24 protein-coding genes and 1 pseudogene are annotated in these 24,855 nt (G+C 39.0%); 8 read left to right on the top strand and 17 right to left on the bottom strand.

Annotated elements, in window-relative coordinates; genetic code table 11:
* The first annotated feature begins 507 nt into the window (after positions 1–507).
* The gene (locus ACI6MV_RS05795; protein ID WP_407269244.1) at positions 508–693 is read left to right on the top strand and encodes a hypothetical protein; all 186 of its coding nucleotides are present in this window, start codon (positions 508–510) and stop codon (positions 691–693) included.
* A gap of 74 nt (positions 694–767) precedes the next feature.
* Here the strand turns inward: ACI6MV_RS05795 and argS are convergent, their stop codons facing one another.
* The 4 genes from argS to speE form a co-directional block, all read right to left on the bottom strand.
* A complete protein-coding gene (gene argS, locus ACI6MV_RS05790; protein WP_407269241.1) occupies positions 768–2,438 on the bottom strand; it encodes an arginine--tRNA ligase in 1,671 nt (556 codons plus the stop codon).
* Complete coding sequence (locus ACI6MV_RS05785) at positions 2,438–2,872, bottom strand: YwiB family protein (protein WP_407269239.1); 435 nt, start codon at positions 2,870–2,872, stop codon at positions 2,438–2,440. The genes argS and ACI6MV_RS05785 overlap by 1 nt, the downstream gene beginning before the upstream one ends.
* Before the next feature lie 264 nt (positions 2,873–3,136).
* The gene (locus ACI6MV_RS05780; protein ID WP_407269374.1) at positions 3,137–4,219 is read right to left on the bottom strand and encodes an AimR family lysis-lysogeny pheromone receptor; all 1,083 of its coding nucleotides are present in this window, start codon (positions 4,217–4,219) and stop codon (positions 3,137–3,139) included.
* 472 nt (positions 4,220–4,691) lie between these two features.
* Positions 4,692–5,519 (bottom strand): polyamine aminopropyltransferase, encoded by an 828-nt coding sequence (speE, locus tag ACI6MV_RS05775; protein WP_407269237.1) that lies wholly within the window; start codon positions 5,517–5,519, stop codon positions 4,692–4,694.
* Positions 5,520–5,867: 348 nt separating this feature from the next.
* Here speE and ACI6MV_RS05770 point away from each other — a divergent pair, with 348 nt between their 5' ends.
* Positions 5,868–7,943, top strand: coding sequence for a transglycosylase domain-containing protein (locus ACI6MV_RS05770; protein WP_407269235.1), 2,076 nt, complete (start codon positions 5,868–5,870; stop codon positions 7,941–7,943).
* Between the two features lie 685 nt (positions 7,944–8,628).
* Here the strand turns inward: ACI6MV_RS05770 and ACI6MV_RS05765 are convergent.
* The 4 genes from ACI6MV_RS05765 to ACI6MV_RS05750 form a co-directional block, all read right to left on the bottom strand.
* Positions 8,629–9,156, bottom strand: a complete 528-nt coding sequence (locus tag ACI6MV_RS05765; protein WP_407269234.1) for a YwhD family protein — start codon at positions 9,154–9,156, stop codon at positions 8,629–8,631.
* Positions 9,157–9,362: 206 nt separating this feature from the next.
* On the bottom strand, positions 9,363–11,360 hold the full coding sequence (locus ACI6MV_RS05760) for an ABC transporter permease subunit (protein ID WP_407269233.1): 1,998 nt from the start codon (positions 11,358–11,360) through the stop codon (positions 9,363–9,365).
* Positions 11,361–11,583: 223 nt separating this feature from the next.
* Entirely contained in the window at positions 11,584–12,084 is a 501-nt protein-coding gene (locus ACI6MV_RS05755; RefSeq protein ID WP_407269231.1) for a YwgA family protein, read from the bottom strand.
* A gap of 13 nt (positions 12,085–12,097) precedes the next feature.
* Entirely contained in the window at positions 12,098–13,396 is a 1,299-nt protein-coding gene (locus ACI6MV_RS05750) for an HD domain-containing protein (RefSeq protein ID WP_407269229.1), read from the bottom strand.
* A gap of 257 nt (positions 13,397–13,653) precedes the next feature.
* Between ACI6MV_RS05750 and ACI6MV_RS05745 the strand changes: the two genes are divergently transcribed.
* A complete protein-coding gene (locus tag ACI6MV_RS05745; protein WP_407269227.1) occupies positions 13,654–14,496 on the top strand; it encodes a lipoate--protein ligase family protein in 843 nt (280 codons plus the stop codon).
* Positions 14,497–14,534: 38 nt separating this feature from the next.
* Here the strand turns inward: ACI6MV_RS05745 and menC are convergent, their stop codons facing one another.
* Both menC and pta read right to left on the bottom strand, forming a co-directional pair.
* Positions 14,535–15,656, bottom strand: a complete 1,122-nt coding sequence (gene menC / locus ACI6MV_RS05740) for an o-succinylbenzoate synthase (protein ID WP_407269226.1) — start codon at positions 15,654–15,656, stop codon at positions 14,535–14,537.
* A gap of 851 nt (positions 15,657–16,507) precedes the next feature.
* Complete coding sequence (pta, locus tag ACI6MV_RS05735) at positions 16,508–17,479, bottom strand: phosphate acetyltransferase (protein WP_407269224.1); 972 nt, start codon at positions 17,477–17,479, stop codon at positions 16,508–16,510.
* Between the two features lie 267 nt (positions 17,480–17,746).
* On the opposite strand from pta, the gene hemQ reads away from it, so the two are divergent.
* The 4 genes and pseudogenes from hemQ (at position 17,747) to ACI6MV_RS05715 (ending at position 20,005) form a co-directional block, all read left to right on the top strand.
* Entirely contained in the window at positions 17,747–18,493 is a 747-nt protein-coding gene (gene hemQ / locus ACI6MV_RS05730; protein ID WP_407269222.1) for a hydrogen peroxide-dependent heme synthase, read from the top strand.
* 224 nt (positions 18,494–18,717) lie between these two features.
* Positions 18,718–18,852, top strand: a pseudogene (locus tag ACI6MV_RS05725) (cell wall hydrolase); the annotation flags it as partial.
* 128 nt (positions 18,853–18,980) lie between these two features.
* Complete coding sequence (gerQ, locus tag ACI6MV_RS05720; protein WP_407269220.1) at positions 18,981–19,463, top strand: spore coat protein GerQ; 483 nt, start codon at positions 18,981–18,983, stop codon at positions 19,461–19,463.
* A gap of 293 nt (positions 19,464–19,756) precedes the next feature.
* Entirely contained in the window at positions 19,757–20,005 is a 249-nt protein-coding gene (locus tag ACI6MV_RS05715; RefSeq protein WP_407269218.1) for a hypothetical protein, read from the top strand.
* On the opposite strand, the gene ACI6MV_RS05710 is transcribed toward ACI6MV_RS05715, so the two are convergent.
* The gene (locus tag ACI6MV_RS05710) at positions 19,998–20,366 is read right to left on the bottom strand and encodes a DUF423 domain-containing protein (protein WP_407269216.1); all 369 of its coding nucleotides are present in this window, start codon (positions 20,364–20,366) and stop codon (positions 19,998–20,000) included. The genes ACI6MV_RS05715 and ACI6MV_RS05710 overlap by 8 nt on opposite strands.
* A 105-nt stretch (positions 20,367–20,471) precedes the next feature.
* Positions 20,472–20,753 (bottom strand): YwdI family protein, encoded by a 282-nt coding sequence (locus ACI6MV_RS05705; RefSeq protein ID WP_407269215.1) that lies wholly within the window; start codon positions 20,751–20,753, stop codon positions 20,472–20,474.
* 185 nt (positions 20,754–20,938) lie between these two features.
* Between ACI6MV_RS05705 and ACI6MV_RS05700 the strand changes: the two genes are divergently transcribed.
* A complete protein-coding gene (locus ACI6MV_RS05700; protein WP_407269213.1) occupies positions 20,939–21,664 on the top strand; it encodes a YwaF family protein in 726 nt (241 codons plus the stop codon).
* Between the two features lie 29 nt (positions 21,665–21,693).
* On the opposite strand, the gene ACI6MV_RS05695 is transcribed toward ACI6MV_RS05700, so the two are convergent.
* From ACI6MV_RS05695 to ku, 5 genes are all read right to left on the bottom strand, one after another.
* Positions 21,694–21,837, bottom strand: a complete 144-nt coding sequence (locus tag ACI6MV_RS05695) for a hypothetical protein (protein ID WP_407269211.1) — start codon at positions 21,835–21,837, stop codon at positions 21,694–21,696.
* Between the two features lie 450 nt (positions 21,838–22,287).
* Positions 22,288–22,446: a zinc ribbon domain-containing protein gene (locus ACI6MV_RS05690; RefSeq protein ID WP_407269210.1), complete on the bottom strand. Its 159-nt coding sequence runs from the start codon at positions 22,444–22,446 to the stop codon at positions 22,288–22,290.
* Positions 22,421–22,870 carry an RNA-guided endonuclease InsQ/TnpB family protein gene (locus tag ACI6MV_RS05685; RefSeq protein ID WP_407269208.1) on the bottom strand — a complete coding sequence of 150 codons (450 nt, stop codon included), beginning with the start codon at positions 22,868–22,870 and terminating at the stop codon, positions 22,421–22,423. The genes ACI6MV_RS05690 and ACI6MV_RS05685 overlap by 26 nt, the downstream gene beginning before the upstream one ends.
* Positions 22,867–23,514, bottom strand: coding sequence for an RNA-guided endonuclease InsQ/TnpB family protein (locus ACI6MV_RS05680; RefSeq protein WP_407269206.1), 648 nt, complete (start codon positions 23,512–23,514; stop codon positions 22,867–22,869). Before ACI6MV_RS05680 ends, ACI6MV_RS05685 begins: the two co-directional genes overlap by 4 nt.
* 421 nt (positions 23,515–23,935) lie before the next feature.
* Positions 23,936–24,844, bottom strand: coding sequence for a non-homologous end joining protein Ku (ku, locus tag ACI6MV_RS05675; RefSeq protein WP_407269204.1), 909 nt, complete (start codon positions 24,842–24,844; stop codon positions 23,936–23,938).
* Positions 24,845–24,855 lie beyond the last annotated feature (11 nt).

Below are 24,855 nucleotides of genomic sequence, written 5' to 3'. Positions count from 1 at the left end.
ACAGCGGAGGAAATGCCCTTCGACTCCTGCGGGACTAGTGGCGTATGTGAGACCCCGGAGCGCGACCGTAGGCCACTGAAAAAGTCCGATAAATTTTGAAAAGAGTGAATACCAAAAAAATCCATCCCCACTTTCCGCCTAAAAATCAGAAGTAAATCGAACTGGTTTCTCCACTTTTCTATAGAAAAGTAGCAAGATTTTGGGATAGTGTTTTTGAAAAAACTTCATTTTTAACAGACAAAGACTTTTTCAGTGGCCTCGCGCGACCGCGCGAGGAGGCTCACTAGCCCCCCGCGGAAAGCGAAGGGCATTTCCGGAGCGGTGGAAGCACTCTCCAAACAACGACGGATTTCACTTCATGTATGAAGTTTTTAACTCCACAAGCTTTTGGAGAACAACTTCTGAAAACGTCCTCCTACTTCGATGTTAGTATTAGAATAATTAATGTGGAAAGACGCGAACAAAACTGCGTATAATGGATATATACTTCTAAGGAGGTGAGGGCAAGTGAAGATTATTAGCTTTCTTTTTCTCGGATGGATATTAAGCTTTTTTAAGTTTAATACACTTTTCATCCAAGCATTTAAGGAATTATTTAATAAGGAAATAACGAATGCTAGCTATTATTTTATATTTTTTGGGATTGGTTGTATTGGTGATATAATTTTCTTTTTTCAAGGAGCATATACTTGATTTATATATCTTCACCCTATTACGAAAGAAAAAAAGCTTCACCAGCACTGTTGTGCCAGCAAAGCTTACAATATTTACATACTTTCTGGAGCGGTAACACCAATTAAACGCAGTGCATTGACAATTGTTGTTCTGACGGCCTTCATTAATGCAAGACGTGCCTTTGTTAATTCTAAATTGTCTGCGTCTAACACTTTCTCTGCATTATAAAAGCTATGCAAGGTAGATGCTAGTTCAAATACATATTGTGTTACCCGGTGTGGCATCCGCTTTGTTGCTGCTTCAGCTACAACTTGCGGGAATTCTCCTAAGTGTTTAAGCAGGTCTTCTTCCTTTTCTGAAATTAGCAAGGAACCATCGAAATTCGAATCCGCAATATAATCTTTATCTTCTGCCTGCTTTAGCATCGTACAAATACGAGCATGTGCATATTGCACGTAGAAAACTGGGTTCTCATTCGACTCAGAACGGGCCAAATCCATATCAAAATCTAAGTGGGAATCACTGGAGCGCATATTAAAGAAATAACGCATTGCGTCAATCCCAACCTCTTCCATTAATTCACGGAGGGTGACAGCTTTTCCAGTCCGCTTACTCATTTTTACTTTTTCACCGTCTTGGAACAAGTTAACCATTTGGATAATCTCTACTTCAAGGGTATCCGCATCATAGCCTAAGGTTTGTATAGCCGCACGCATTCTTGGAATATACCCGTGATGATCGGCACCCCAGATATTAATTAACGTTTCAAAGCCACGATCAAGTTTGTTTTTGTGATAAGCGATGTCCGGTGTTAAATAAGTATAACTGCCATCCTGTTTAATCAACACACGGTCTTTATCGTCACCAAAATCGGTTGAGCGCAGCCACGTAGCACCATCTTCTTCAAAAATAAAGCCTTTTTCTTTAATTATGTCTAAAGCGGGTTGTATTTTTCCATCTGTATATAAAGACGTTTCAGAAAACCAATGATCAAAATCAACACGGAAATCCGCTAAATCTTTTTCTAACTTTTTCAATTCATAAGCTAAACCGTATTGACGAAAGAATGCCAGTCGTTCTTCTTCTGGCTTATTTAGCCATTCATCCTGATATTTTTCAACAAGTTCTTCTCCTAATGCGATAATATCTTTGCCGTGATAGCCATCTTCCGGCATTTCCCAATTTTGCCCAAGCGCTTGCATGTAACGTGCCTCAACTGACGTTGCTAAGTTAGCAATTTGGTTTCCAGCATCGTTAATATAATACTCACGGGCTACGTCATATCCGGCCATTGCCAACACATTACACAGGGAATCACCAACCGCTGCACCGCGCGCATGTCCTAAATGAAGATCCCCAGTTGGATTGGCAGACACAAACTCAACTTGGATTTTTTGCCCTTCACCAGTATTGGACGCTCCATAATTTTCACCTTGTTCCAAAATAGTTGGTATTAATTCGGACAGAAATTGTTTATTTAAGAAAAAGTTTATAAATCCTGGACCAGCGATTTCCACTTTCTCAATCGATGCTTTTTGCTTATCTAAATTTTCAATGATTGCTTCCGCTATTTTTCTCGGTGGCTGCTTCGCAATTTTAGTTAGTTGCATCGCGATATTTGTTGCATAATCACCATGATTCTTATCCTTGGGCTGCTCTAGAACAACGTCGGGTAAATCCGCTTCTGAAGAAAGTTTTGCATCGACAATCGCTTGTGCTATCGCTATTTTTAGATTTTCTTGTTTCTGTTGTACAATATTCATTAGGCTCTCTCCTTAAATGTTAGTGTCAGCCGATGTCTTCTTTCGCTTTCACCATTTAGCTTTGTTTTATAACTAATAAACAGCTTACCTGTTTTTCCTTCTGTTAGCTGTTGATATGTAATTTGATCCGTGTATGTTTCCATAAGAATCGTTCCATATGTATGACGGTAAACATTTTCTGTCGTTTGTTTTTTCTTAAACACTTGATGCATATCGACGGAACCAGACCGCTTTACACTCACCTTATCAGCTTGGATTGTTACTAATGAATCAATAACGTCTTGATCCTCGCCGTGTTCCGTAAAGGTCAGGACGTTTTTTTCGCCATGACGAAAGTATTTTCCTGATTCCTCAACGATCGTTTCCATCTTTTGTCCTTTTTCTCTTATTTCAGATACCAGTTTTATCTTTACTGGTATTTTGTATACTCCCAAACCTACCATCCTTTATGACGCATACTTCACTATAGTATAAAAATGAATCACTAAAAAAACAAGTGAGGACATGGGAAAAATGTCATAAAGTGCGTGTTCAAAAAGGTGCCGAATTAGCAGCAAGCAGATCAAGGCGGCGTAGTTTCGAGTAGCGGAACGTATGCTTTTAATACGTGAGCAACGGAAAAACAAGCCAACGAAGAGATGCGCCGCTGATCATTTGGTGACTTTTTGAACAACCTCATAAAGCAAAAAAACGTCCCATTATTTAAAATGGACGCGTTTCTCCCTGTTTGCTAACCTATGCATTTCCTTTAATGGCAATTTGGCAAAGAAATAATCATTTCGTTCATGGATAAAGCGGTTATAAGATGTTTGAAGTAGGCTTTGGTCCTCCATTGCTTTGCCAAGGTAGTATTGCTGAAAAGGAGATAATTCCGCAAATTCATTTAATATCTGTATACATGTTTCATTATCTCCATTTGCAAGGGCTAAATGTGCTTGCTCTGCTTTATCATTAGTTGTAACACCATCTGTTCTGCGATGGTATGCAGATATAAATGGAATCGTAAATTCCTTTAGCCAGTTTATTGCTGGTTTGAATTCGATTTGGTCGGCTAATTTTTGTGCTTCCCTTGCATGATGGATGGCCTGCTCATAATCTTCAAATAGATAACCAAGTGCCATATTGCTATGAATATCTATTTTTTTGCGGTTGTTTTTCGTGGTAGCAAGAATGCGGTAGCCATGTTTTCTAGCAATAATCATTTCACTACGTTTCCAATGATACGTCATTAATATTTCGTCTAAACGAATCGAAAACAACTCTTTTAACATAAGATCTTTAATTTCATAAATCCGATCTAATAAAGGATCTAAATAATTTCCTAGCATATGAAACTGACGTCGTTCGTAATAACTGTATACATACAGAAAGTCACGCAAGCATTTTAGTTCTGCTGAATCAAAAGATAACTCCGACAGCTTATCCATGTAAGCATCCGGATCTAGCCGCTTTTGTCTACGCTCCATAATAATCTGGTAAAGCTTTGCCCACTGCTGATTACAGGCATTTTCTGTAGCTATATTTATCTCAATTAGTTTGTTCAAATCATCTAAAAATCCATAAGCATATAAAAATTCCAAGCCAGTTCGTTTCGTTTGATCCGAAGCAGCCTGAAAGCAAAATTGTCTTGTGTGCTCGATTGCCTCGTCTATGTTGGTCTGTGCTGCTAACTTGAAGACAGTAAAAAGAGACGGTTCAATTGTAGCTTGTCCGTCACATTTATTTACTTTCTCATTATGCTTGTTTTTATTGTAAGGGTTGTTCATTACGATCCCTACCATTTCCAACACGCTGTTATCCCACAGTTTAACATATGCGTTATAATTTACAGATTATTGTAACATAATTTGTATATTAATGGTAGAAACAGGACCAAATCGAGAGGCTAGCCGGAAGCTTACTGTCAAGTAAATCGGCATCCCCGTAGATGACTGCTTATGCAGCTGCCACACTTTGATTCGACATTATAAACACTTTACATGAGTAAGCTTCATCAAAGCGCATCGGTTTGGTCTTCTTTCTAGGATAAAACGCAATAAATTCCGCTGAGGTGGCTAGCTCCGAGCGCCAGAAACTAGGCGACTTCACGAATCGCCTTACGATAAGTCATCATCGATTCAGATTTTATGGAAGGCCGACTAAAAGCGGACTTGCCGTCCAACGTCGACATACCCCCTTTGCGGGGGCATGATTCCTTTATCTCAGTCGATTCGCTCCAGTCGCTGCGTTTCTGAGCGGCGCTCTCCGCTTTTCTTATTCCGTTAAGTCTTTCACGAATTTAGGTAATGCAAATGCTGCATAGTGCAATTCATTTGTATAATATTTTGTATTTATATCGGTAAAACGCTCAGGCTTTACTTTTAATGGATCATGGATCTTACTTCCTAACGTAAATGTCCATAGTCCACTCGGATATGTTGGAATGTTGCCAGTGTACAAGCGGGTCACCGGGAATATTTCTTTTACATCCTGGTACACCTGTTGAATAAGATCCGCTTTAAACCAAGGGTTGTCTGACTGCGCTACAAAAATTCCATCATCTTTAAGTGCTTTTGAGATTCCCGCGTAAAATCCTTTCGTGAATAAGTTTACAGCTGGCCCAACAGGCTCTGTTGAATCAACCATAATCACGTCGTATGCTTTTTCACTTTTGGCAATATGCATAAAACCATCGTCTACTTGTACCTCCACGCGCGGATTATCCAATTCACCAGCTATTTCAGGTAAGTATTTTTTCGAGTATTCGATTACCTTTCCATCAATTTCAACGAGTGTTGCTTTTTCTACTTGCTCATGCTTGAGGATTTCACGAATTACTCCACCATCCCCGCCACCAACTACTAGTACATGCTTCGGATTCGGGTGCGTAAATAACGGCACATGTGCCATCATTTCATGGTAAACAAAATCATCTTTCTCCGTTGTCATTACCATACCATCAAGCACTAACATATTTCCCCATTCAACTGTTTCGAGCATGTCCAGTTGTTGAAAATCAGTTTTCTCAGAATGCAAGGATTTTTTCACCTTTGCCGTAATCCCATAATCGTCCGTTTGCTTCTCGGTATACCATAATTCCATTATTACAAAACCCCTTTATGCAATAGTAAACAATATTGTTATTATTGTTCTTATTTACCAAAATTAGTACAACGAAACAATTATAATGAAACAACCGGAAAATGCAAGTGTTTTTGCAGATATCGTGGGCCCGGCTCCCGATATGTAAGGTTTTTACAAAGATGTTGTCGATTTCTTCTAAAATAATGTTTATATCTCTATTGATTTTCCCATAATGGTAAAAAGCTATCCTCATTTATAGTAATTTTACAGAAATGTATGTGAGTCAATCGCGTCATATTTTTTACCTAGCCATTGCAATTGGCTGCAATCTGTATGATGAAATTGATAACTTTAGGGGTATAAAAGATGAACTCAGAGAAATTAATTTCTTTATTAAAACGAAAAATTGTATTCTGGCCATTAGTGGCTTTACTTATAACCGCTTCTGCTTCTGTTTTATTTTTGGGAGTAGTATTTCTATATGCCTACAGCTTAGGTCCACCTTCACTTACGAATGATCACAATACCGTTTACTACAGCAGTGATGGTTTTGTTATTGGGGAAGAGCATGGAGCGGAGAGTAGATACTGGGTGGATTTAGAAGACATTTCTCCTTTATTAGTTGATGCCACCGTGACAACAGAAGATAAACGTTTTTACGAACATCATGGATTTGATTATAAGCGGATGCTACGTGCCGCACTTACCGATTTAAGAGAAATGTCAATGGTAGAGGGCGCAAGTACGATTACACAGCAATATGCTAGAAATTTATACTTATCACACGAAAAAACTTGGACAAGGAAGCTAAAAGAAGCTTTTTATACGATTCGTTTGGAAATGTTCTACGAAAAAAAGGAAATATTAGAAGGATATTTGAATACGATTTATTTCGGACATGGTGCTTACGGTATTGAGGCAGCTAGTCGATACTTTTTAAATAAGCATGCAAGTGAACTGGATTTGGCAGAAGCAACATTATTAGCCGGCATTCCGAATGGACCTGCTTTTTACTCCCCAATTGATCATTGGGAAAATGCAAAAAAGCGGCAAGAACAAGTATTGGCAACATTAGCGAAAGAAGATGTCATTAACAAACAACAAGAATTTCTCGCCTCAAGACAGTTAATCGAGCTTACAGAGCCCAAGCAACGCGAGACAATATCTATCGCTCCTTATTATCAAGATGTCGTCCTACGTGAGTTAGAAGCACTTCTTGACACGAATAGAGAAGAAATTCGTTCTGGTGGTTATCAAGTTTATACTACCTTGAATTTCGACCATCAAGAGCAACTGGAGCAAACAGTAGAGGATCAGTTGCCTCCCCAATCAGATCTACAAATTGGAGCAATGGCGATGGAACCGGAGTCAGGTGCGGTTATCTCACTTGTTGGTGGACGAGATTATAAGCAAAGCCAATTTAACCGTGTCACACAAGCAAAGCGAATGCCAGGGTCATCGTTCAAACCATTTTTATACTATGCAGCACTTGAAAATGGTTATACAGCGATTACTCCCTTGATGAGTAGCCCAACAAATTTTGAACTTGCTGATGGAACAGTGTATCAGCCTAGTAACTATAATGGCTATTATGCGGATAGACCGATTACTTTGGCGCAAGCCTTAGCATTGTCAGACAACATTTATGCCGTTAAAACGAATCTGTTTTTAACGCCAGAGAAACTTGTCGATACGGCACGGCAATTCGGAATTTCGGGTTACCTTCCCGCTGTTCCTTCGCTTGCACTAGGGACAGCATCTGTCTCCTTACAAGAGATGGTAACAGGTTATAGTATGCTCGCTAATGGTGGTATGCAGGTTGAGCCCTATACAGTAGAAAAAATTACTGACTCGCACGGCAATGTCCTGTATGAACACCCAGAGAAGGAAGTAACACAAGTACTTGATCCTAATACTGCTTTTATACTGACACATTTAATGACTGGTATATTTGACGAATCATTGAATGGTTATATGCGCGTTACCGGTGCATCAATTGCCGACCAACTCAAGCACACGTATGCAGGTAAATCTGGAACAACAACTACCGATAACTGGATGATTGGTTATAGCCCTGACCTCGTTACAGGTGTTTGGTCAGGCTATGATGACAACATTCCGATTGAAAAATCAGTTGATCGCAGTGCGGCAAAGAAAGTATGGGCATCATTCATGAACAAAGCTCATGAAGATATGCCGTTTAAAACCTTCCCTATACCTGATGGTGTCGTAGGAGCATATGTTGACCCTACTTCAGGCGAGCTAGCTACATCCTATTGCAAGGATCAACGATTAATGTTCTTTACAGAAGGAACAGAACCTACATCGCATTGTTCCCTACACTTACCAAGTGATGCCGAAGTGGAACAGGAAGAGCAAACTGTACCTGACGATACTGAAGAAGAAAACAGACTCAATCGCTTTTTTGATTGGATTTTTTGACAGAACAAATGTATGGAACGCCGGTTAATGACGTACAGACTGGGAATTAGAAACAAGAATTGCGTTTTCTCACTTACCGAAAACATATGGACTGAACCGGGGTTTGTTCGTGGCTATTCTTAAAATCAAAAGTTTAAATACAATAAGAAAAAGGTAGGATATAAATCCGACCTTTTTCTTTGTCCTAGTAAGGGCATGGTTAATTGCGACCTGCAGTGAATCAGTTACCCTACAGCGTTTGCCCAAACACATGAATTTTCATGTGTTTTTCTATTGTACAAATAATTGCTAGCGACAACAAGGTAGTCTTGCTAAAATTTATTGACATTTTATTGAACTTTTTACTCCGCAGTTTTCTAAAAGAATGCTGTTATTGCGTAAAATAGCTAATATGAGTCATAACTTGGAGAGTGGTTAACCCGCTCCGGAAATCCGCTTCGCTGCTAACGGGATTGCTCTTCATGTGGGGTGATTGGAGCTCCAGGCAGTCGACTCCTGCGGGACAGCGCGAGCTGAAGATCCACTCAGAAGCGCATTTTGGGACTGCGATTACTCGTCCCACCGAAAACATTTGCTTCTGAGTTAGCTGAAGCCGCGTCCGCGGAAAGCGACTGCCTGGAGCGGAAATCACGAGCACTACGTTACGACGCATTTCCCTTCAACTATAAATATAAAAAGGCAATTATCAGATTGACTCCGTTAACGCCTGCTTTAGTTCATCTCTAGAATTGTCCCATAAATCTGCCTTAAACTCTTTCATAAAGTCTGCCAACAATTTTTTCGAGTGATCATCCATATGCTCTACGATTATTTTACCTTTCATCGATTTGTCCAAATTATTTACGTGTTCTGGCATCGATTTATAAGCACGCTTTATCGATCTGTCAACACGAATTTCACAGGCTCCGACACCATAGTAATGGGGGCCGTTTTCATCTCGACTTACAGTCACCCATACGATCCAATACAATTTCCCATTTGGCACAGCATCACGATCAGGGAGAAATTTTACACGACGTTCTACTTCACTACGCGCATGCATCGCTGCCATATCAACATATGCCCGATCTTCATTGGGATCTATGATAACAGGAGATACATTTTCCAAACTAATCGAACCAACACCATAGCCACCATGGCCATCAGTTGAGTCGTCTTTCATTATCGTAAATTGATTTTTTTTCTTGTTATTGGAAGAATCATTTGTACTCATTTTTTTGTCCTCCTTGATTAGCTATCAAACCGTTTATTTATTTTATTGTAGCATAGAAGAATTTGTTTTTTCATCCTCTATGATTGACGATTCGCTACTATTTCAACCGTATCGTTTGAACAAACGCTTTTACAATAGAATTAAGCTAGATCAAGTTTTTAAAACACCAAAGCGCCCTTGCTAGTGAAACAAGGGCGCTTTAAATCTTACAAATGTTTTGATTGATCTGTTGGTTCTATGAAACGGAAACTATCTGCTTGTACATCATATTGTTCACTCGGTTGTTCCTGCTTCGTTTTGTTACGACGGAAAAGTTTCGTTAGCCATTTACTGCGTTTTACCGTCACTCCTACTCGTGCTTGTTGTACTTCTTGGATACCTTCCACAATTAATTGCATTGATAAGATCACAATAATAAATGCAGTGAACACAGGTATAATGATCCAATGGTGACCTGTCATTAATGCTTCTCTCGTGCTACTTATTAAGCCAGACCATTCAAATGTGACAGAATGTTGTGGCGCACGATAGAATTCATCATACATCACACTTGTCCCACCAAGAAATAGATTAAATAGTCCTAAATGAATTAACACAATGAGCACTTGAATAAATTGCTGCCCAAATAGGATTCCCATTTTTGAGCCTAAATGCGGCATCAGGTGTTTAAACAAGATATGTCTCGTATCGCCACCTAATACTCTAGCACCAGCAATAAACTCTTGATCTAATAATAGTTTGAATTCATTTCCAATTAACACGGTAACAGGTGGTACAACCAAGATAGTTAACACAATCGCTTCCAAAAACATCCGGTCCATAAACGAATATTCAAATCCCGACGTTGAGCCTGACAATATCGGACCTAATAGAATTATTGCGATAATCGTGAGCGGTAAGAAATGCATACTATCTACAAACTTATTAATTATTTTTTGCCATCTTTCTTTCATAAACATCGCAAACGGAATTGCTAACAAGAAGCTAAATAAAATGCGTAAGAAAGCAATTAAACTAGCAAATAAAATGGTATATTTCGCTCCAGCTAGTAACTGATCCAAAATGCTATACCCCAATCCGTCAGTGCCTAACAAAACATATTCTGACGGTGGATGCGGTTTACTACTTACTAGGTTGCCTTCATCATCATAGATTAGTACAAATTGTTCAACTGGTACTTCCCTGATAATGGAGTGTAAAATACTGTACACGACCATTCCAAAAATAATCGTAAACCCAAACAGGAACTTGGGATTTTTTAAGTGGGTGATAAACTCTTGCTTCGACCTATTTAACCATGACCACACGCGCCACTGTTTCCAGTTAATTTTCTTACGCTTGACGATCACTTCTGAAATAGCAGCTTCTTTGAATAAAAAGATCTCTACCCCTTGATAGATGATAAACAACGGTGTAAATATCATTAATAATACGATAGCAACAACTAGTGGACGAAATTCTAATAATAAGAAGTTTGATAATCCATTAATATTAAATATGTATTCTACAACAAACAAACTCGATAATAGCGCCCAAACGATAATTTTTGATTGAAAAAAGACACTCTTTGCTATGTTTCTTAATACGTGGATGATGAGAATCGTATTGTGCTTAATACCTTTACTAAGTGCAAATTCAACATATTGCTTAGTTAGTTCTTCTTCCAGTAAAAGAACAATGATACGATAAAGTGAAACCATCGGTAAGAATGATAAGATCACCATTGGCAGCATATAAAGCCGTTCATTTCCTAGTGTCACAAATTGCATAACCAGAACGTCTGTTTGTTTAAAAATATAAACAATAAGCAACTGGATCAAAAACGCTACCATAATATCCGGTATTGCCTCCATAAAACCTAATAGCCTTTTTACTAGCTTGATTAGTGATCTTGGAAGGAACAAGGTAATTATACCAAGTACTAATGCAACCGTAACCCCAAGCAGAATTGCACCTAAAAATAGTTTCATCGAATATAGGTACGGATCCCACATTTGCGATAGCATATGTACTTCTTGGCCTTGCATCGTCGTATAGGTCCAATTATTAAACTGGAAAAATTCCTTTATTAATTGAACTGTATCCGATATATAAGAGGTGAAAACTAGCGCCGTGCCACTCGTGAGTAACATTGGTGCGTTACTAATTGCAAAGATACCTAAAACGCCTAGTAGATAATAGATTAGAAATTTTACTATTTTCAATGCTATCCCCCCTTTTTTAAACACTATTCTACTATTTTAGACAATATTTATAATATTTACAATATATTACTTATAGGCAAAATTCAGCCCAAAAGCGCAGGGGTCTCGTTTAGCAACGTATAAAAGGTATAGGATTTTCGCTAGGCGCTGGCTGCCCAGTACTTCCTTAGTTGTATTTTTAAATTAAATATACGATGAAAAAAAGCAGCCTCATCGGCTGCTTTTATGCTGTTTGTTTAAGTGCTTCAATGAATTCCCAAGCATCTTTTAATTCATCATCTGAATAATTTTGCTTATTTTTAACTACGCGCACTTTTTCCTCTACTTCTTCCTTAGAGAGATTATCAAAGTACAACATCGTAGAAACGAGTTCAAGGAAACGTGAACTTCTGTCCTTCATTTTATCGATCATACTTTCCATCGGAGGAAGCTCCACAAGCGACTGTTGTAAGAAAGTTTCGCCTTGATCCGTCAAGTGATAACGATACTGATAATAATTACTTTTATCCTCTCTAACCTCTGAGATAAAACCAAGATTACACAATTCTTCCATACGCAATGTTAGTTCTTCTGAATATGGTCCATAAAAATGAAATTGGAATTTTTCTTCAAATGGAACATCACATTTCTTTAATATATAAATTATTTTTTGCAGCTTTTTTCGCCCAACAACTTCATCTGCTACAGAAAAGAACTTCATTAGTTTTTCATGATTAGCCAACAAAAAAATCACTCCCCTAGTCGAACAATATTTCCAAAATCCGCTTTTTGATTTGACTATTGTCATCCATACCGTCTAACAAGTCTTGTGGAAAATAGAGCTTATGGTCTGTACGTTTTTTTCCTGAGATTGCCTCAACGATATCTGATTGTCTCGATAATTCCTTTAACTCATTCGTCTTTGGAATTAATAAATTAATTGGTAGCCGTTCTTCCTCTTCACCAGGTCGATAAAAATCGTAAGGCAAATCAGAGGAAGAATCAACGACTAAATAATATTCAGGATCAATGTCTGCTTCCTGAAATAAACGATACAACTCCATCCATTGATTCATTTGAAGATTAGGATTAAATTCGGTGTACTTAAATAACCTACGATTCATAAATCGCTCACACAGCTCACTTAAAATAGCATCCTCTTCTTCCAACCACATTTGGAAGTAGTACATGACTACAGGCTCGTCCAACTTTAGATACTCTTCTAGTTTTACATCACCTTCAAAGAAGGAAAAAAAGTGTATAGGTTTTTGCTTAAACGCATAGTCATTTAAATATAAATGTTTTGCCCGGTGCAATATTTTCGTTAGGATTACTTCTGCACTTCGTGTGACAGGATGAAAATATACTTGCCAATACATTTGATACCGACTCATGATATAGTCCTCGACCGCGTGCATTCCTGACTCTTTAATCACTACCTGGTCTTCTTGTGGTCGCATAACACGCAGGATTCTTTCCATGTCAAAGTGACCATAGCTAACGCCTGTAAAATATGCATCACGCTGCAAATAATCCATACGATCCGCATCGATTTGACTGGAAATCAGGCTTATAATCAGCTTATCTTCATGGGTTTTATTAATTACATCTGCAACCTGTTGTGGAAATCCAGGATCAACCTTTAACAAAATACGATTAACTTCTGTTTCACCTAAAATAATTTTCCTTGTGTATTCTTCGTGATCAAGTTTAAACACTTTTTCAAACGAGTGAGAAAAAGGTCCATGCCCAAGATCGTGAAGCAATGCTGCACATAAACAAAGCAGCTTGTCCTCACGATTCCAATTTACTTTTTTTTCAAAGTTAAAAATGATTCGACGTAATATTTCATAGACACCTAAAGAGTGATTAAATCGACTATGTTCAGCGCCATGGAAGGTTAAGTATGAGGTTCCTAGTTGTTTTATCCGACGTAATCGCTGAAATTCAGGAGTTCCGATCAAATCCCAAATCACTAAATCTTTAACGTGGACATATCGGTGAACAGGGTCTTTGAACACCTTTTCTTCGTTTAATTGTTCATCTTTATAGGCCATGATTTGGTCCTTCCTACATTCGTTTCGTCCAAATTAAAAAGGCGTCTTGCTAACGACTTTTTACAGATTATTATACTATTATACCTAAAAAGGTCGTCGACAAAAACCGTTTAAGCACAAATAAATGACTTGATTTTTGATAAATGCTAAAAGCCTTAGTCTTATTAGTATTTGTCCAAACTAATATTTTATTATTTTTGAGAGAATCCTAAGTTTGATATAATAGGTTAGCTTACTAAATGCAAGGAGAAAATACAATGCTTAATTGGAATCCATTTATAGACAACTCTAAATGTCGCTTGATCGATCAAAGCAAACCAACCGCTGCTGACAATGCTCTAGCATCCTTTGCAATTGATGATGCGTTAGCTATATCTGTCGGTAATAATCAATCACCACCTACAATCAGACTGTGGGTACATAATCCGTCTGTAATTCTCGGTATTCCCGATGCGAGACTTCCATATGTCCACGAGGCTATTGATTGGATAAAACAGCAAGGCTATAAAGTAATTGTAAGGAATTCAGGAGGATTAGCTGTATTGTTGGATAGTGGTGTACTAAATATGTCGCTCATTTTACCTGATGTGAAGCGGATTGGTATTCGTGATGGCTACGAAATGTTAGTTAGTTTTATACAAGCTATTTTATCTGATCTCACTACAGAGATTGAAGCATATGAAATTACTGGCTCTTACTGTCCAGGTGATTATGACTTGAGTATAAACGGCAAAAAATTTGCAGGTATTTCACAACGGCGTGTAAAAAATGGGATAGCAGTGCAAATTTATTTATGTGTCGAAGGCGATGGTGTTGTCAGGGCAAAACAGATTCGTGAATTTTATCATTTAGGCTTAAAGGACGAAAAGGGTCGCTTTGTTTACCCAACTATTGAACCAGAAACAATGGCTTCATTAAATCAACTAATCTCCGTAAAGTTAACCGTGGAAGATGTTATAGAGCGGATTGAAAAGGGCTTAAAACAGCAATTTGGTATCATCGAAACAAACCAACTAGGTGATCAAGAGCAACAATGGTATCAGGAACGATTGAAGCAAATGGAAGAACGCAATACAAAAGCGCTTGTGGATGATAAATGAGAGTTGCCCCAACAGGATCTTTGACTGTTTGGGGTTAGTTAATTTTCATTTGAATATTTGCGATGATCTACCCGGTATGTTTCTAACGATTCCCAGTCAATAGCATAGCCAATTCCAGCTGATTGTGGAATAGTAATTAATCCATCCTGCATTGTCACTTCTGGTTGGATAATATCTTTTTCCCAGTAACGATTGGAAGCAGATGTATCCCCAGGAAATTGGAACTCAGAAAGTGTTGATAGAGCTATACTATGCGCTCTCCCCACCCCCGCTTCAAGCATGCCTCCACACCAAACCGGAATATGATGTTCTGCGCAAAAATCATGAATCTTTTTCGCCTCAGAAAGACCACCTACTCGTCCAATTTTAATGCTAATTACCGTACAACTCCCTAAGTGATCAGCCAACTGAACATCGTTAAGCGAATGAATACTTTCATCTAAGCAAATTGGCGTTTCTAGTTCAGCCTGCAATTTCGCATGGTCTATAAAATCATTCTCACCAAACGGCTGTTCAATCATGAGCAGGTTGTAGGCATCAAATTGCTTTAAATGGTCGATATCCTTTAGACTATAAGCGCCATTTGCATCCACCATGATGGGTAAGGTGGGGAATGCGACACGAACCGCTCGAACAACATCTATATCCCAACCTGGCTTTACCTTTAATTTAACTCGTTTATATCCCTCAGAAACGAAGCCATCAATTTTATCCAGAAGCTCCGAAATGGTTGGTTGAATGCCGATACTTACCCCGACCTCCACAGTTTCTCTTGTTCCTCCTAACACCGTTGCAAGCGGTAATGCTTGTCTTTTCGCATACAAATCCCATACCGCTCCCTCAATTGCCGCTTTCGCCATATGGTTACGACGAATAATGCTAAAGCGATGGCTGACCTGGTCAGGGTGTTCGATAGGTGCTTGAAATAATATAGGAATTAAAAATCTCTCTAGCATATGCTGCGTTGTCTCTACCGTTTCTTCTGTATACCATGGACTCGGAAAAGCAACCGACTCTCCAAACCCATGATTGCCCTGTTCATCGATCAACTCTGTTATAAAAAAATCCTTCGTTTGGAGTGTACCAAAACTAGTTTGAAACGGATTTTTTAACTGCATATGTAAACGATGGAGAATGATCTTTTTTAAATATATCAGCATTTTGGTCACCCCTTTGCATTCATCATACGTGGAAAAAGATGATTGTACCAGAATTATGTGTGAAATTATTGAAGGTGGTGGTCGTGTGCATCTAACCTCGCGAGGGGATTGCACCACATTTCGGGTCTATTGCACCACACGGGCGGGTTATTGCACCATACTTCGGGATTATTGCGCCACACGTCAGGTTATTTGCACCACACACGTGGATAATTGATCCAAACGTGGACGGAGACTCCTTAACCTCGGTGGGCCGCCTCCACACGTTAGGTCGGTGGTTGCACTTCACCTCGCGAGGCGATTGCACCACATTTCGAGGTTATTGCACCACACGGGCGGGTTATTGCACCATAACTCGGGATTATTGCACCACACGTCAGGTGATTTGCACCACACACGTGGATAATTGATCCAAACGTGGACGGAGACTCCTTAACCTCGGTGGGCCGCCTCCACACGTTAGGTGAGTGGTTGCACTTCACCTCGCGAGGGGATTGCACCACATTTCGAGGTTATTGCACCACACGGGCGGGTTATTGCACCATACTTCGGGATTATTGCACCACACGGGCAGGTTATTGCACCACACACGTGGATAATTGATCCAAACGTGGACGGAGACGCCTTAACCTCGGTGGGCTGCCTCCACACTTTAGGTGGGTGGTTGCACTTCACCTCGCGAGGGGATTGCACCGCATTTCGGGTCTATTGCACCACACGGGCGGGTTATTGCACCATAACTCGGGATTATTGCACCACACATTCGCTTTTTTGCACCACACGTCAGTTTAATTGCACCAAACAGCAAAAAGAGCCCAGCGCACTCCTCCGCCGAGCTCTTCCGTCAAATTCTACAATGTTTGTGCTGCTGTTATGATCGCCAGTTTATAGACATCTTCCGCATTGCACCCGCGGGATAGGTCATTAACTGGCTTGTTTAAGCCTTGTAGGATTGGGCCTACTGCATCGAATTTCCCAAGACGTTGGGCAATTTTGTAGCCGATGTTTCCTGCCTCTAAACCTGGGAATATGAATACGTTGGCGTCACCTTTAATTTCAGAATCTGGTGCTTTCTTTTCTGCTACTGCAGGGACGAATGCCGCATCAAATTGAAATTCTCCATCTAGCACTATATCTGGTTTTTGTTGTTTAGCAATTTTAACCGCTTCTACGACTTTTTCAGTTTCTTCAGACTGAGCAGAGCCTTTGGTAGAAAAGCTTAACATTGCCACACGCGGTGTAATATCAAACAAGGCCGCAGTATCTGCACTTGCTAATGCGATTTCAGCTAAATCCTGACTATCGGGTGCTATATTAATTGCACAATCGGCAAATACATATTTCTCATCGTCTCTTACCATAATGAAGACACCAGACGTCTTTTTAATCCCTGGCTTTGTTTTTATAATTTGCAACGCAGGTCGGACAGTTTCTGCGGTTGAGTGAGCTGCACCACTTACTAATCCATCCGCTAAATTCAAGTATACAAGCATTGTTCCAAAGTAATTTTCATCTAATAGAAGTTTCCGGGCATCATCTTCAGATGTTTTCCCTTTACGACGTTCGACAAAGCTGGTTACCATTTCTTCAAAGCCAGCATACGTAGTAGGATCGATAATTTCAACACCAGCCAGCTCTAAATTGTGCTCACTTGCCTTCTGTTTCACTTTTTCTTCACTTCCAATTAGTACAGGTGTAACCACTTTATCATTGGCAAGTTTGCTAGCTGCAGTTAAGATCCTTTCATCTAAACCCTCTGGGAATACAATACGTACACTATTTGATTTTACTTTTTCTGTTAGGGAAACAAATAAATCGCTCATGTTGATTACCTCCATTTATATATCTGTTATATATATTACTCTTTTTCGTGTATGAATAAAAGGGTGTGAAATCGCTCTAACATAAATTCGTAGAAATCTGTCATACTTTTGTCAAAATCTCATGAAGGCGCGCTCTCCTATACAGGCGCTTGAAGCCCTACGATTTAATCGTCTATTACGTTATGAGCTGCATATCCTTCTCTAGTGATTATCATTCCCCAATTATGTTATATTAAAAACAATGGAAACAGTGAAGGAGAGATAATCATGGCAGAAGCAGTAGAAACCATGGATGGCTGGTATGCCTTACATGATTTACGAAAAATGAATTGGTCGGCATGGAAACATGCAACAGAAGATGAACGCCAAACTGCTATTGTTGAATTTCAACAGTTACTAGAAACATGGAATGCGGTAGAGCAAGATAGAAACGGATCAAACGCTATTTATACCGTTGTTGGTCAAAAAGCAGACTTCTTATTTATGCTCTTACGACCTACTTTACAGGAGCTTCAAGAGGCAGAAACAGCATTTAATAAATCAAAGCTTGCTGAATATTCGACCCCAGCTTATAGTTATGTGTCGATTGTAGAATTATCCAAGTATATGAGTAAAGAAGGAGAAAATCCTGAACAAAATCCGGAAATTCAAGCTAGATTAAAGCCTAGACTTCCCAAATGGAACCATATTTGCTTTTATCCAATGGACAAGCGTCGCCAAGGAAATGATAACTGGTATTCGCTACCGATGGATGACCGGCGTAGATTAATGTATGAGCACGGCATGACCGGAAGAAAGTACGCAGGAAAAATCAGGCAAATTATTACCGGTTCAATGGGGTTAGACGACTGGGAATGGAGTGTAACGTTGTTTGCCCATGATCCACTTGATATCAAAAAACTCGTATCTGAAATGCGCTTTGATGAAGTTACTGCACGCTACGGAGAATTCGGTTCTTTCTATGTTGGGAATATATTACCGACAGAAGAAATACCTGCGCTTCTGCACATCTAAGTCCGTATCATAACTACCTTTTCACATATTTTCCTATGTGAATTGCTAAAAATCAATATTCGACTTCACTAACCGTTGTAAGCTAGAAAACTAGCTTGCAACGGTTTTTTATTTCGGTATTTTTTGTCATAGCTGTATCATCATCTGCATAACTATAGTTTAGAAGCGTGCGCATAAAAGTTAAGTGCTTTAAATAGTCTTTCTTCAGGGGGAGAGGTGACAACGTGGCGGTAGTGCAACATACCGAAGAAGACGTCAAACTGCTTGCACGTTTAATGCGAGCAGAAGCAGAGGGAGACAGCGAACTCGGGATGCTCATTGTCGGCAACACGGGTGTTAACCGCGTTCAATCTGATTGTTTTTACAATCCCACGGAGGCGGAATGCCCGCAAGTATTTGCATAAGTTAGCTCAACCACTAATGGTTTTCTATAAGTAAATGAACGTCGTGGTTAAGGTATTTAAATTTAGAAGGGAGAGTTTCATTCATGAGTAACGATGAAAAAAGACAAGGGCCACCGGAAGGATATTATCCAGGTTATAATGCAGGACCACCAGTAGGTTATGGTCAGAACCCTTACTATCCACAAGCACCAGTTGGACCTCAACCGGGTTTCACACCAGCTACACCGTATCCGCAGGCAACACCTTACCCTACTCCAGTATCAGATGTACCTGGCATGTTACCGGCAGAAGAGTCTTATATTGAAAATATTTTACGATTAAACAGAGGGAAAATCGCAACTGTCTATATGACTTTTGAGAACAACGACCGATGGAATGCAAAAGTATTCAAAGGAATTATTGAAGCTGCAGGGAGAGATCATATTATACTTAGTGACCCTGAATCAAACAAACGTTACTTACTACTTATGGTTTATCTTGATTACATCACGTTTGATGAAGAGTTGAATTATGAATATCCTTATGCTGCAGCTGCAAACCCACTAACTTCTTATCCACCTAGGTAAGAAATGCGCAGGGCGACGCTTAGAAACGTAGCGACTGGAGCGAATCGACCCAGATAAAGGAATCATGCCCCGCATAGGGGTATGTCGACGTTCGATAAAATCTGAATCAATGATGACTTATCGTAAGGCGATTCGTGAACTCGCCTAGATTCTGGTGCTCGGAGCTAGACATACGCACAACTTATTTGATAAATACCAGCTTGTGCCATAATCACACAGAAAAACCCTTGCAGTAAAAAGGAAAGCTGCAAGGGTTTATTTATAACAAATCACTTACTAGGAGCGTGAATCACATGAAACATCCTTATAAAAAATTTGTTCAATTTCAATTTATTTCGATGATTGCTGCGATATCCTTTGCAGCGATCGCCTTAATATACGGAAGTCTACTTATCGCTCTTTTCTCTGCCTTCGCACTTTCCCTTAGTTTTTTATTTGAAGGGTTAATTGAATGGAAAAAACACAACCACGTCCAATTTGGGCATCAGCTTGTGCGCGCATTAATTGTCTTAACGATTGTTAGTTATTTATATTTCAACTAAATTTGACGATGCTATACCCAAGTAATACCCAACCGATTAGGAAAGCAACACCGCCTAATGGTGTAATCATCGCAAAAAACTTCACACTAGATATTGCATAAATGTACAAGCTTCCTGAAAATAAAAGGATACCGATAAAGAAAAACCAGCCCGCTGATTGTAGGCCACCAGTCGCAAATTTACTAATTAAAATGCCCGTTACGAACAATGCCATCGTATGAAACATTTGATAGTTTACCGCTTTTTCCCAAACCTTTATTGAATTCTCAGAAATTTTTCCTTCCAATCCGTGCGCACCAAATGCTCCTAGTGCAACGGCTAGAAAACCATTTATTGCGCCTAGCAATAAAAATAACTTCATGTCTGTCCCCTACTTTCTATGTAAGTTGATTTAATTAATTACCATCCTTTGCTCTTATATATAATGTAAGTCGCAAATAAGGTATTATAAAATTGATTAATGTAATTAGAAATCGAATATCGAATCACCATTTGCTTCATCTTGATTTTCGGTAGGGATCGTCGCTTTTTCTTTAGCGCCTTTATCTGTTTTTGAAGCAGCACCCTCTCCTACCATCGTTTTCCACTCAGCTTGATTGTCGACTTGTTTTTCTTCTAAAAGTACATCACATAGTAAGCGCACTGCGCGAACATGCTCCCGAACGACAGCGTTATTTTCTTGTTTATCCATTGCTCTCTTTAGTTCTTCAATCATTTTTGTAAGCATTGTGTTATTTGAAATTGACACCTGCTAAACCTCCTAAATCATCCTTCTAGCATAAGTATAACATGAAAAGTTTTCATCCATACTGTCAGGTACCTATGGTAAACTATTCATATCTAATTTTTTATAAAACACCAAATAATTAGTTGTTTTATCGGATAATTATGAAATTAAATCACTAGAAAAGATGAAGAAAAAGAGGGATTATGATGGAAGCGTGGTTTGGAAAAACAGTAGATCAATCATTCACAGCATTTTCTACAAGCCATTGGATTATGTTAATCGTCTACTTTTCAGGCGTAGCCGGACTGCTACTCACACATAAGCAGATTTCTAATCATCCTTCCATTGATTCCTTGTTAAGATGGATATTTGTAGTCATACTCGTCCTGTCTGAGATTTCGTATCAAGTATGGGCGATTACTAATAATGTATGGTCGTTTGCAGACCATATGCCGTTACATTTATGTGGAATTGCGTCGTTTATTGCAGTTGCAGCACTAATATCTAAAAATGAACAACTAATTCAAATATCCATATTTATTGGGATTGTCCCTGCATTTTTAGCACTGATAACCCCCGTACTTCCGCATGGGTATGAGCACTTCCGCTTTTGGAAATTTTTTGTTCATCACATTTTCATTTCTTGGTCAAGCATCTATCTTTTACTTACTTATCATGTAAAAATTCGTTTCTTTAACATGCTCACAGTATTTTTGTATTTGGTTATTTATGGTGTTTTTGTCGGTGTATGGATTAATCCTTCTGTTGGCTCGAATTATCTATATTTATCTCACCAACCGAATGCAAATACACCTCTTGATATGCTTGGATCCGGAATTTGGTATTATGTAAACCTTGGTATCATTACATTTTCAGTCTTCTCAATCCTTGTTGCTGTACAGCTCTGGATACGGAGAAATGATGAAGAATAGCTTTATGCAAAATCTACAGAAATACTAAATTATGAGAAATGTATCTTTTCAAATTTCCGATTTTCTTGTTTATGTTGCTGAAACACCCACAAAAGAAACTCTAATTCTTGATTATCAAGACCTCGTCTTAACTCCCCTTCTACCCCTTTAACGAAACAAGAAAAGTTATCCATATAATTAAAATCCTCCCCCTTCACCACACAGAAAACGCTTTCATTATATATATTCTACATTTATTAACTTTTCTATGCAACATTTTAAAGACTACTTAGGATATCCCATTCAAATAACATATTTTTTATACCCAATACAATACACCTCTAAACCTTTTTTCTAAAATTTTTTGCACACAATTCTCTAATAGTAATTACTTTATCTATCAGTAAAACGCGCTTAATATAGAATATGCCGTATTATTTAAATATTAAGATTTATACAACATGTGAACACTCTCCACCTAAATCTAAGATTTTGATGGAGCATCTTTCATAACATCGAAAGAACTTTTCCTGCTTCTGCGATCCTTGCCTTTCTCTCTCGAGGAAGGTCTTACACTATCTCCACAGGCGTAGATTATACTGTTCGGTCGTGACCTCGACCTACAGTGCATAGGGAATTGTAGATTAGGATACAATTGCTTGTACCTTTTCTAATCCTCGGTGTAGAATATTTCGGGCTGCATTTTCATCTCGATCCATCACCAGACCACATTGCGGGCATATATGTGTACGGACAGACAGCGATTTCTTTACATGGTTACCGCAGGTCCGAACATTCCACACTGGTGTAATGTGGCTTTACTTTTATAAAAGTCCGCCCACGATGCTCCAGTTTATAGACTAGCATATCTCGGAACATACCCCAACCAGCATCATAGATTTGTTTCGCGATTCGACGATTTTTGACCATATTCCGTATGTTTAAGTCTTCCACCACTGCAACTGTGTAAGCTTCCGCAATCCGATAGCTCTGTTTATGGAGAAAATCTCGTCGTTGGTTGGCTACTTTTGTGTGGATTTTTTGTACTTTTTCGACTTGCTTTTCCCAATTCCCGGTACCCTTTTGTCTGCGGGATAATCGACGTTGTTCCTTCTGTAGTTTCTTTTCTGCTTGCAGAAGGTACTTGGGTGGCTCAATCTTCCTGCCATCGGAAAGAAAAGCAAAGCATTGGATGCCTAAATCAATACCAATTGTATTCGCAATCATCGGTGGATGGGTTTGTACTTGTTTTTCAACACTAAACTTTGTTTTTTGATGATTACTTGCTTAATCTTCCCAATTAGAGGGCGATGCATCACGATATCGACTGCACCCAGTTTAGAGATTAGGAGTTTGCCATCATTGGTAAAAGATGCAGCTCTGCGTACGGTTTTATAAGTATTAATCTTTTTGTAATATTGCTTTCCAATTCCAAATTGTGTAAAAGTGAGACTGCGAAATTCTTTATATTTTTTGAGTTTTGGGTATTTTGCGCGTTTCCGGAAGAAATTTTCAAATGCTTTTTCTAGACGAAAAAATACTTCTTGAAGTGGTTGTGAAGGGAGTTCTTTTAACATAGGAATCGATTTCTTATCCATCGTTTGTTGTTTTTGCATGTCCATTCGCTTGTACGTACGTTTTTCTTTTTTATAAATACGTTTCTTATCCAGAAGGGCAGAATTGTACTGCATGCGACAAATATTGATCCAGTGCTGCAACTTATCTGTTTGTGTATTTGTTGGATAAATGGCATATTTGTAATTCATGAGCACCATAGATTTACCCCCTTCCATTGATACATTCATTTTACCACAAACCCAAACCGTGGTCGAACGTTTGTTCTGTTTTTTCTGAAAAAAGAGGCGATTCATCCTCCACTAAATCTAAGATTTTGAAGAGGAATTCTCGCCTGTTTTTGTTAAAACAGGGCATATTGAAAAGTTTGTTGTTTATACATGAAGTGATATCCGTCGTAGTAGTTAGGTGCTCACGATCTTAGATGTGCACCGCTCCGTCCCTACACTTCATAAAAGGTGTGTAACAGAAAACTACCCTAAGCTGTGGAAAAATACGCCACTCCAGTGGGAAAGGAACAGTCTGAAGACCCCGCAGAGAGCGCTCTTTGCGATCGAGGAGGAGTAGAGCGTTCCCCGCGGAATGGACGTATTTTTCCACAGCGTCTGTTTAAGACTACGACGGAGTTTAGCTATTTTACGCATTAACAACCTTTTAAAAGACAACCAAAACCAATAAAAATCCTGCCTTCTTGAGGGCAGGATTACGCTAGTTCTATTAAGCATTTTTCTTCGTTTTCTTCTGTGGTGTTGCCTTTTTGGGGGCTGTTGTTTTCTTGTTAGTTGTCGTTGTTTTTTTCGCAGGTGCAGGTGCAGTCGTCTTTTTCTTAGCCGCTGGTTTTGCTGGTTTTGCTGTTTCCGCTCGTTTTAAAGAGGCTTCTAATGCTTCCATTAAGTTAGTGACATTGTTAGGTCGTGGCTTTTCACTTGCTGTCGCTGTCTCGTCGTTATTTTTCTTTTCTTCAATCAATTCTAATAGTGCCGTCCGGTATTCATCTTGATATTTTTCTGGATTAAATTCTGCTGTTAATTGCTCGATTAGCATTTTAGCGGTTTCTAATTCCTTTTCTACAATATTGGCTGCTTCTGGAATATTAGGAACGTCTTGCACATTTCTAACCTCGTCTGGATAATGTATCGTTTCAACGACTAGCGTGTTTTCATATACTCGAATAACTGCTAATTGTTCTTTTGAGCGGATCACCATTTTCGCAACACCGATTTTTCCTGTATCCTTTAGCGCTGCTCTTAATAATGAATAAGCTTTGCCTCCACCTTCACTCGGTGATAAATAGTAGCTTTTCTCAAAATAGATTGGGTCAATTTCTTGTAATTGAACGAAATCAACAATCTCAACAGCTTTATCGGTATTTTCTTCTCTTATCTCTTCTAACTCTTCATCAGTTAGCATGACAAATTTATTTTTGGCATATTCAAATGCTTTTACAATATCATCATTCCCTATTTCTTCTTCACATACAGGACAAATCTTTTCGTATTTTATTGGTGACTGGCATTTTTTATGAAGCTGCCGAAGCTTCACGTCTTTATTTTCAGTGGCTGCGTGTAGCTTCACCGGTATGTTAACGAGTCCAAAACTAATCGTGCCTTTCCACATTGTGTGCATCCTAACGCCTC

The sequence above is a fragment of the Radiobacillus sp. PE A8.2 genome, from assembly GCF_045635475.1.
In the GTDB taxonomy this organism is placed as follows: Bacteria; Bacillota; Bacilli; order Bacillales; family Amphibacillaceae; genus JBJGXI01.
Note: the sequence above shows the minus strand (reverse complement) of the source record. Positions and strands in the feature narration are given on the sequence as shown.

Excerpts from the sequence above, each read along its gene's own strand:
- pta (WP_407269224.1), bottom strand. The coding sequence starts at position 17,479 with ATGAGCGATTTATTTGTTTCCCTAACAGAAAAAGTAAAATCAAATAGT.
- ACI6MV_RS05700 (WP_407269213.1), top strand. The coding sequence starts at position 20,939 with ATGGAAGCGTGGTTTGGAAAAACAGTAGATCAATCATTCACAGCATTT.
- ACI6MV_RS05765 (WP_407269234.1), bottom strand. The coding sequence starts at position 9,156 with ATGAGTACAAATGATTCTTCCAATAACAAGAAAAAAAATCAATTTACG.
- menC (WP_407269226.1), bottom strand. The coding sequence starts at position 15,656 with ATGCTGATATATTTAAAAAAGATCATTCTCCATCGTTTACATATGCAG.
- ACI6MV_RS05685 (WP_407269208.1), bottom strand. The coding sequence starts at position 22,870 with ATGATTGCGAATACAATTGGTATTGATTTAGGCATCCAATGCTTTGCT.
- ACI6MV_RS05710 (WP_407269216.1), bottom strand. The coding sequence starts at position 20,366 with ATGAAGTTATTTTTATTGCTAGGCGCAATAAATGGTTTTCTAGCCGTT.
- ACI6MV_RS05680 (WP_407269206.1), bottom strand. The coding sequence starts at position 23,514 with ATGAATCGCCTCTTTTTTCAGAAAAAACAGAACAAACGTTCGACCACG.
- ACI6MV_RS05780 (WP_407269374.1), bottom strand. The coding sequence starts at position 4,219 with ATGGTAGGGATCGTAATGAACAACCCTTACAATAAAAACAAGCATAAT.
- ACI6MV_RS05750 (WP_407269229.1), bottom strand. The coding sequence starts at position 13,396 with ATGGCCTATAAAGATGAACAATTAAACGAAGAAAAGGTGTTCAAAGAC.
- speE (WP_407269237.1), bottom strand. The coding sequence starts at position 5,519 with ATGGAATTATGGTATACCGAGAAGCAAACGGACGATTATGGGATTACG.
- argS (WP_407269241.1), bottom strand. The coding sequence starts at position 2,438 with ATGAATATTGTACAACAGAAACAAGAAAATCTAAAAATAGCGATAGCA.
- hemQ (WP_407269222.1), top strand. The coding sequence starts at position 17,747 with ATGGCAGAAGCAGTAGAAACCATGGATGGCTGGTATGCCTTACATGAT.
- gerQ (WP_407269220.1), top strand. The coding sequence starts at position 18,981 with ATGAGTAACGATGAAAAAAGACAAGGGCCACCGGAAGGATATTATCCA.
- ACI6MV_RS05770 (WP_407269235.1), top strand. The coding sequence starts at position 5,868 with ATGAACTCAGAGAAATTAATTTCTTTATTAAAACGAAAAATTGTATTC.
- ACI6MV_RS05745 (WP_407269227.1), top strand. The coding sequence starts at position 13,654 with ATGCTTAATTGGAATCCATTTATAGACAACTCTAAATGTCGCTTGATC.
- ACI6MV_RS05715 (WP_407269218.1), top strand. The coding sequence starts at position 19,757 with ATGAAACATCCTTATAAAAAATTTGTTCAATTTCAATTTATTTCGATG.
- ku (WP_407269204.1), bottom strand. The coding sequence starts at position 24,844 with ATGCACACAATGTGGAAAGGCACGATTAGTTTTGGACTCGTTAACATA.
- ACI6MV_RS05695 (WP_407269211.1), bottom strand. The coding sequence starts at position 21,837 with ATGGATAACTTTTCTTGTTTCGTTAAAGGGGTAGAAGGGGAGTTAAGA.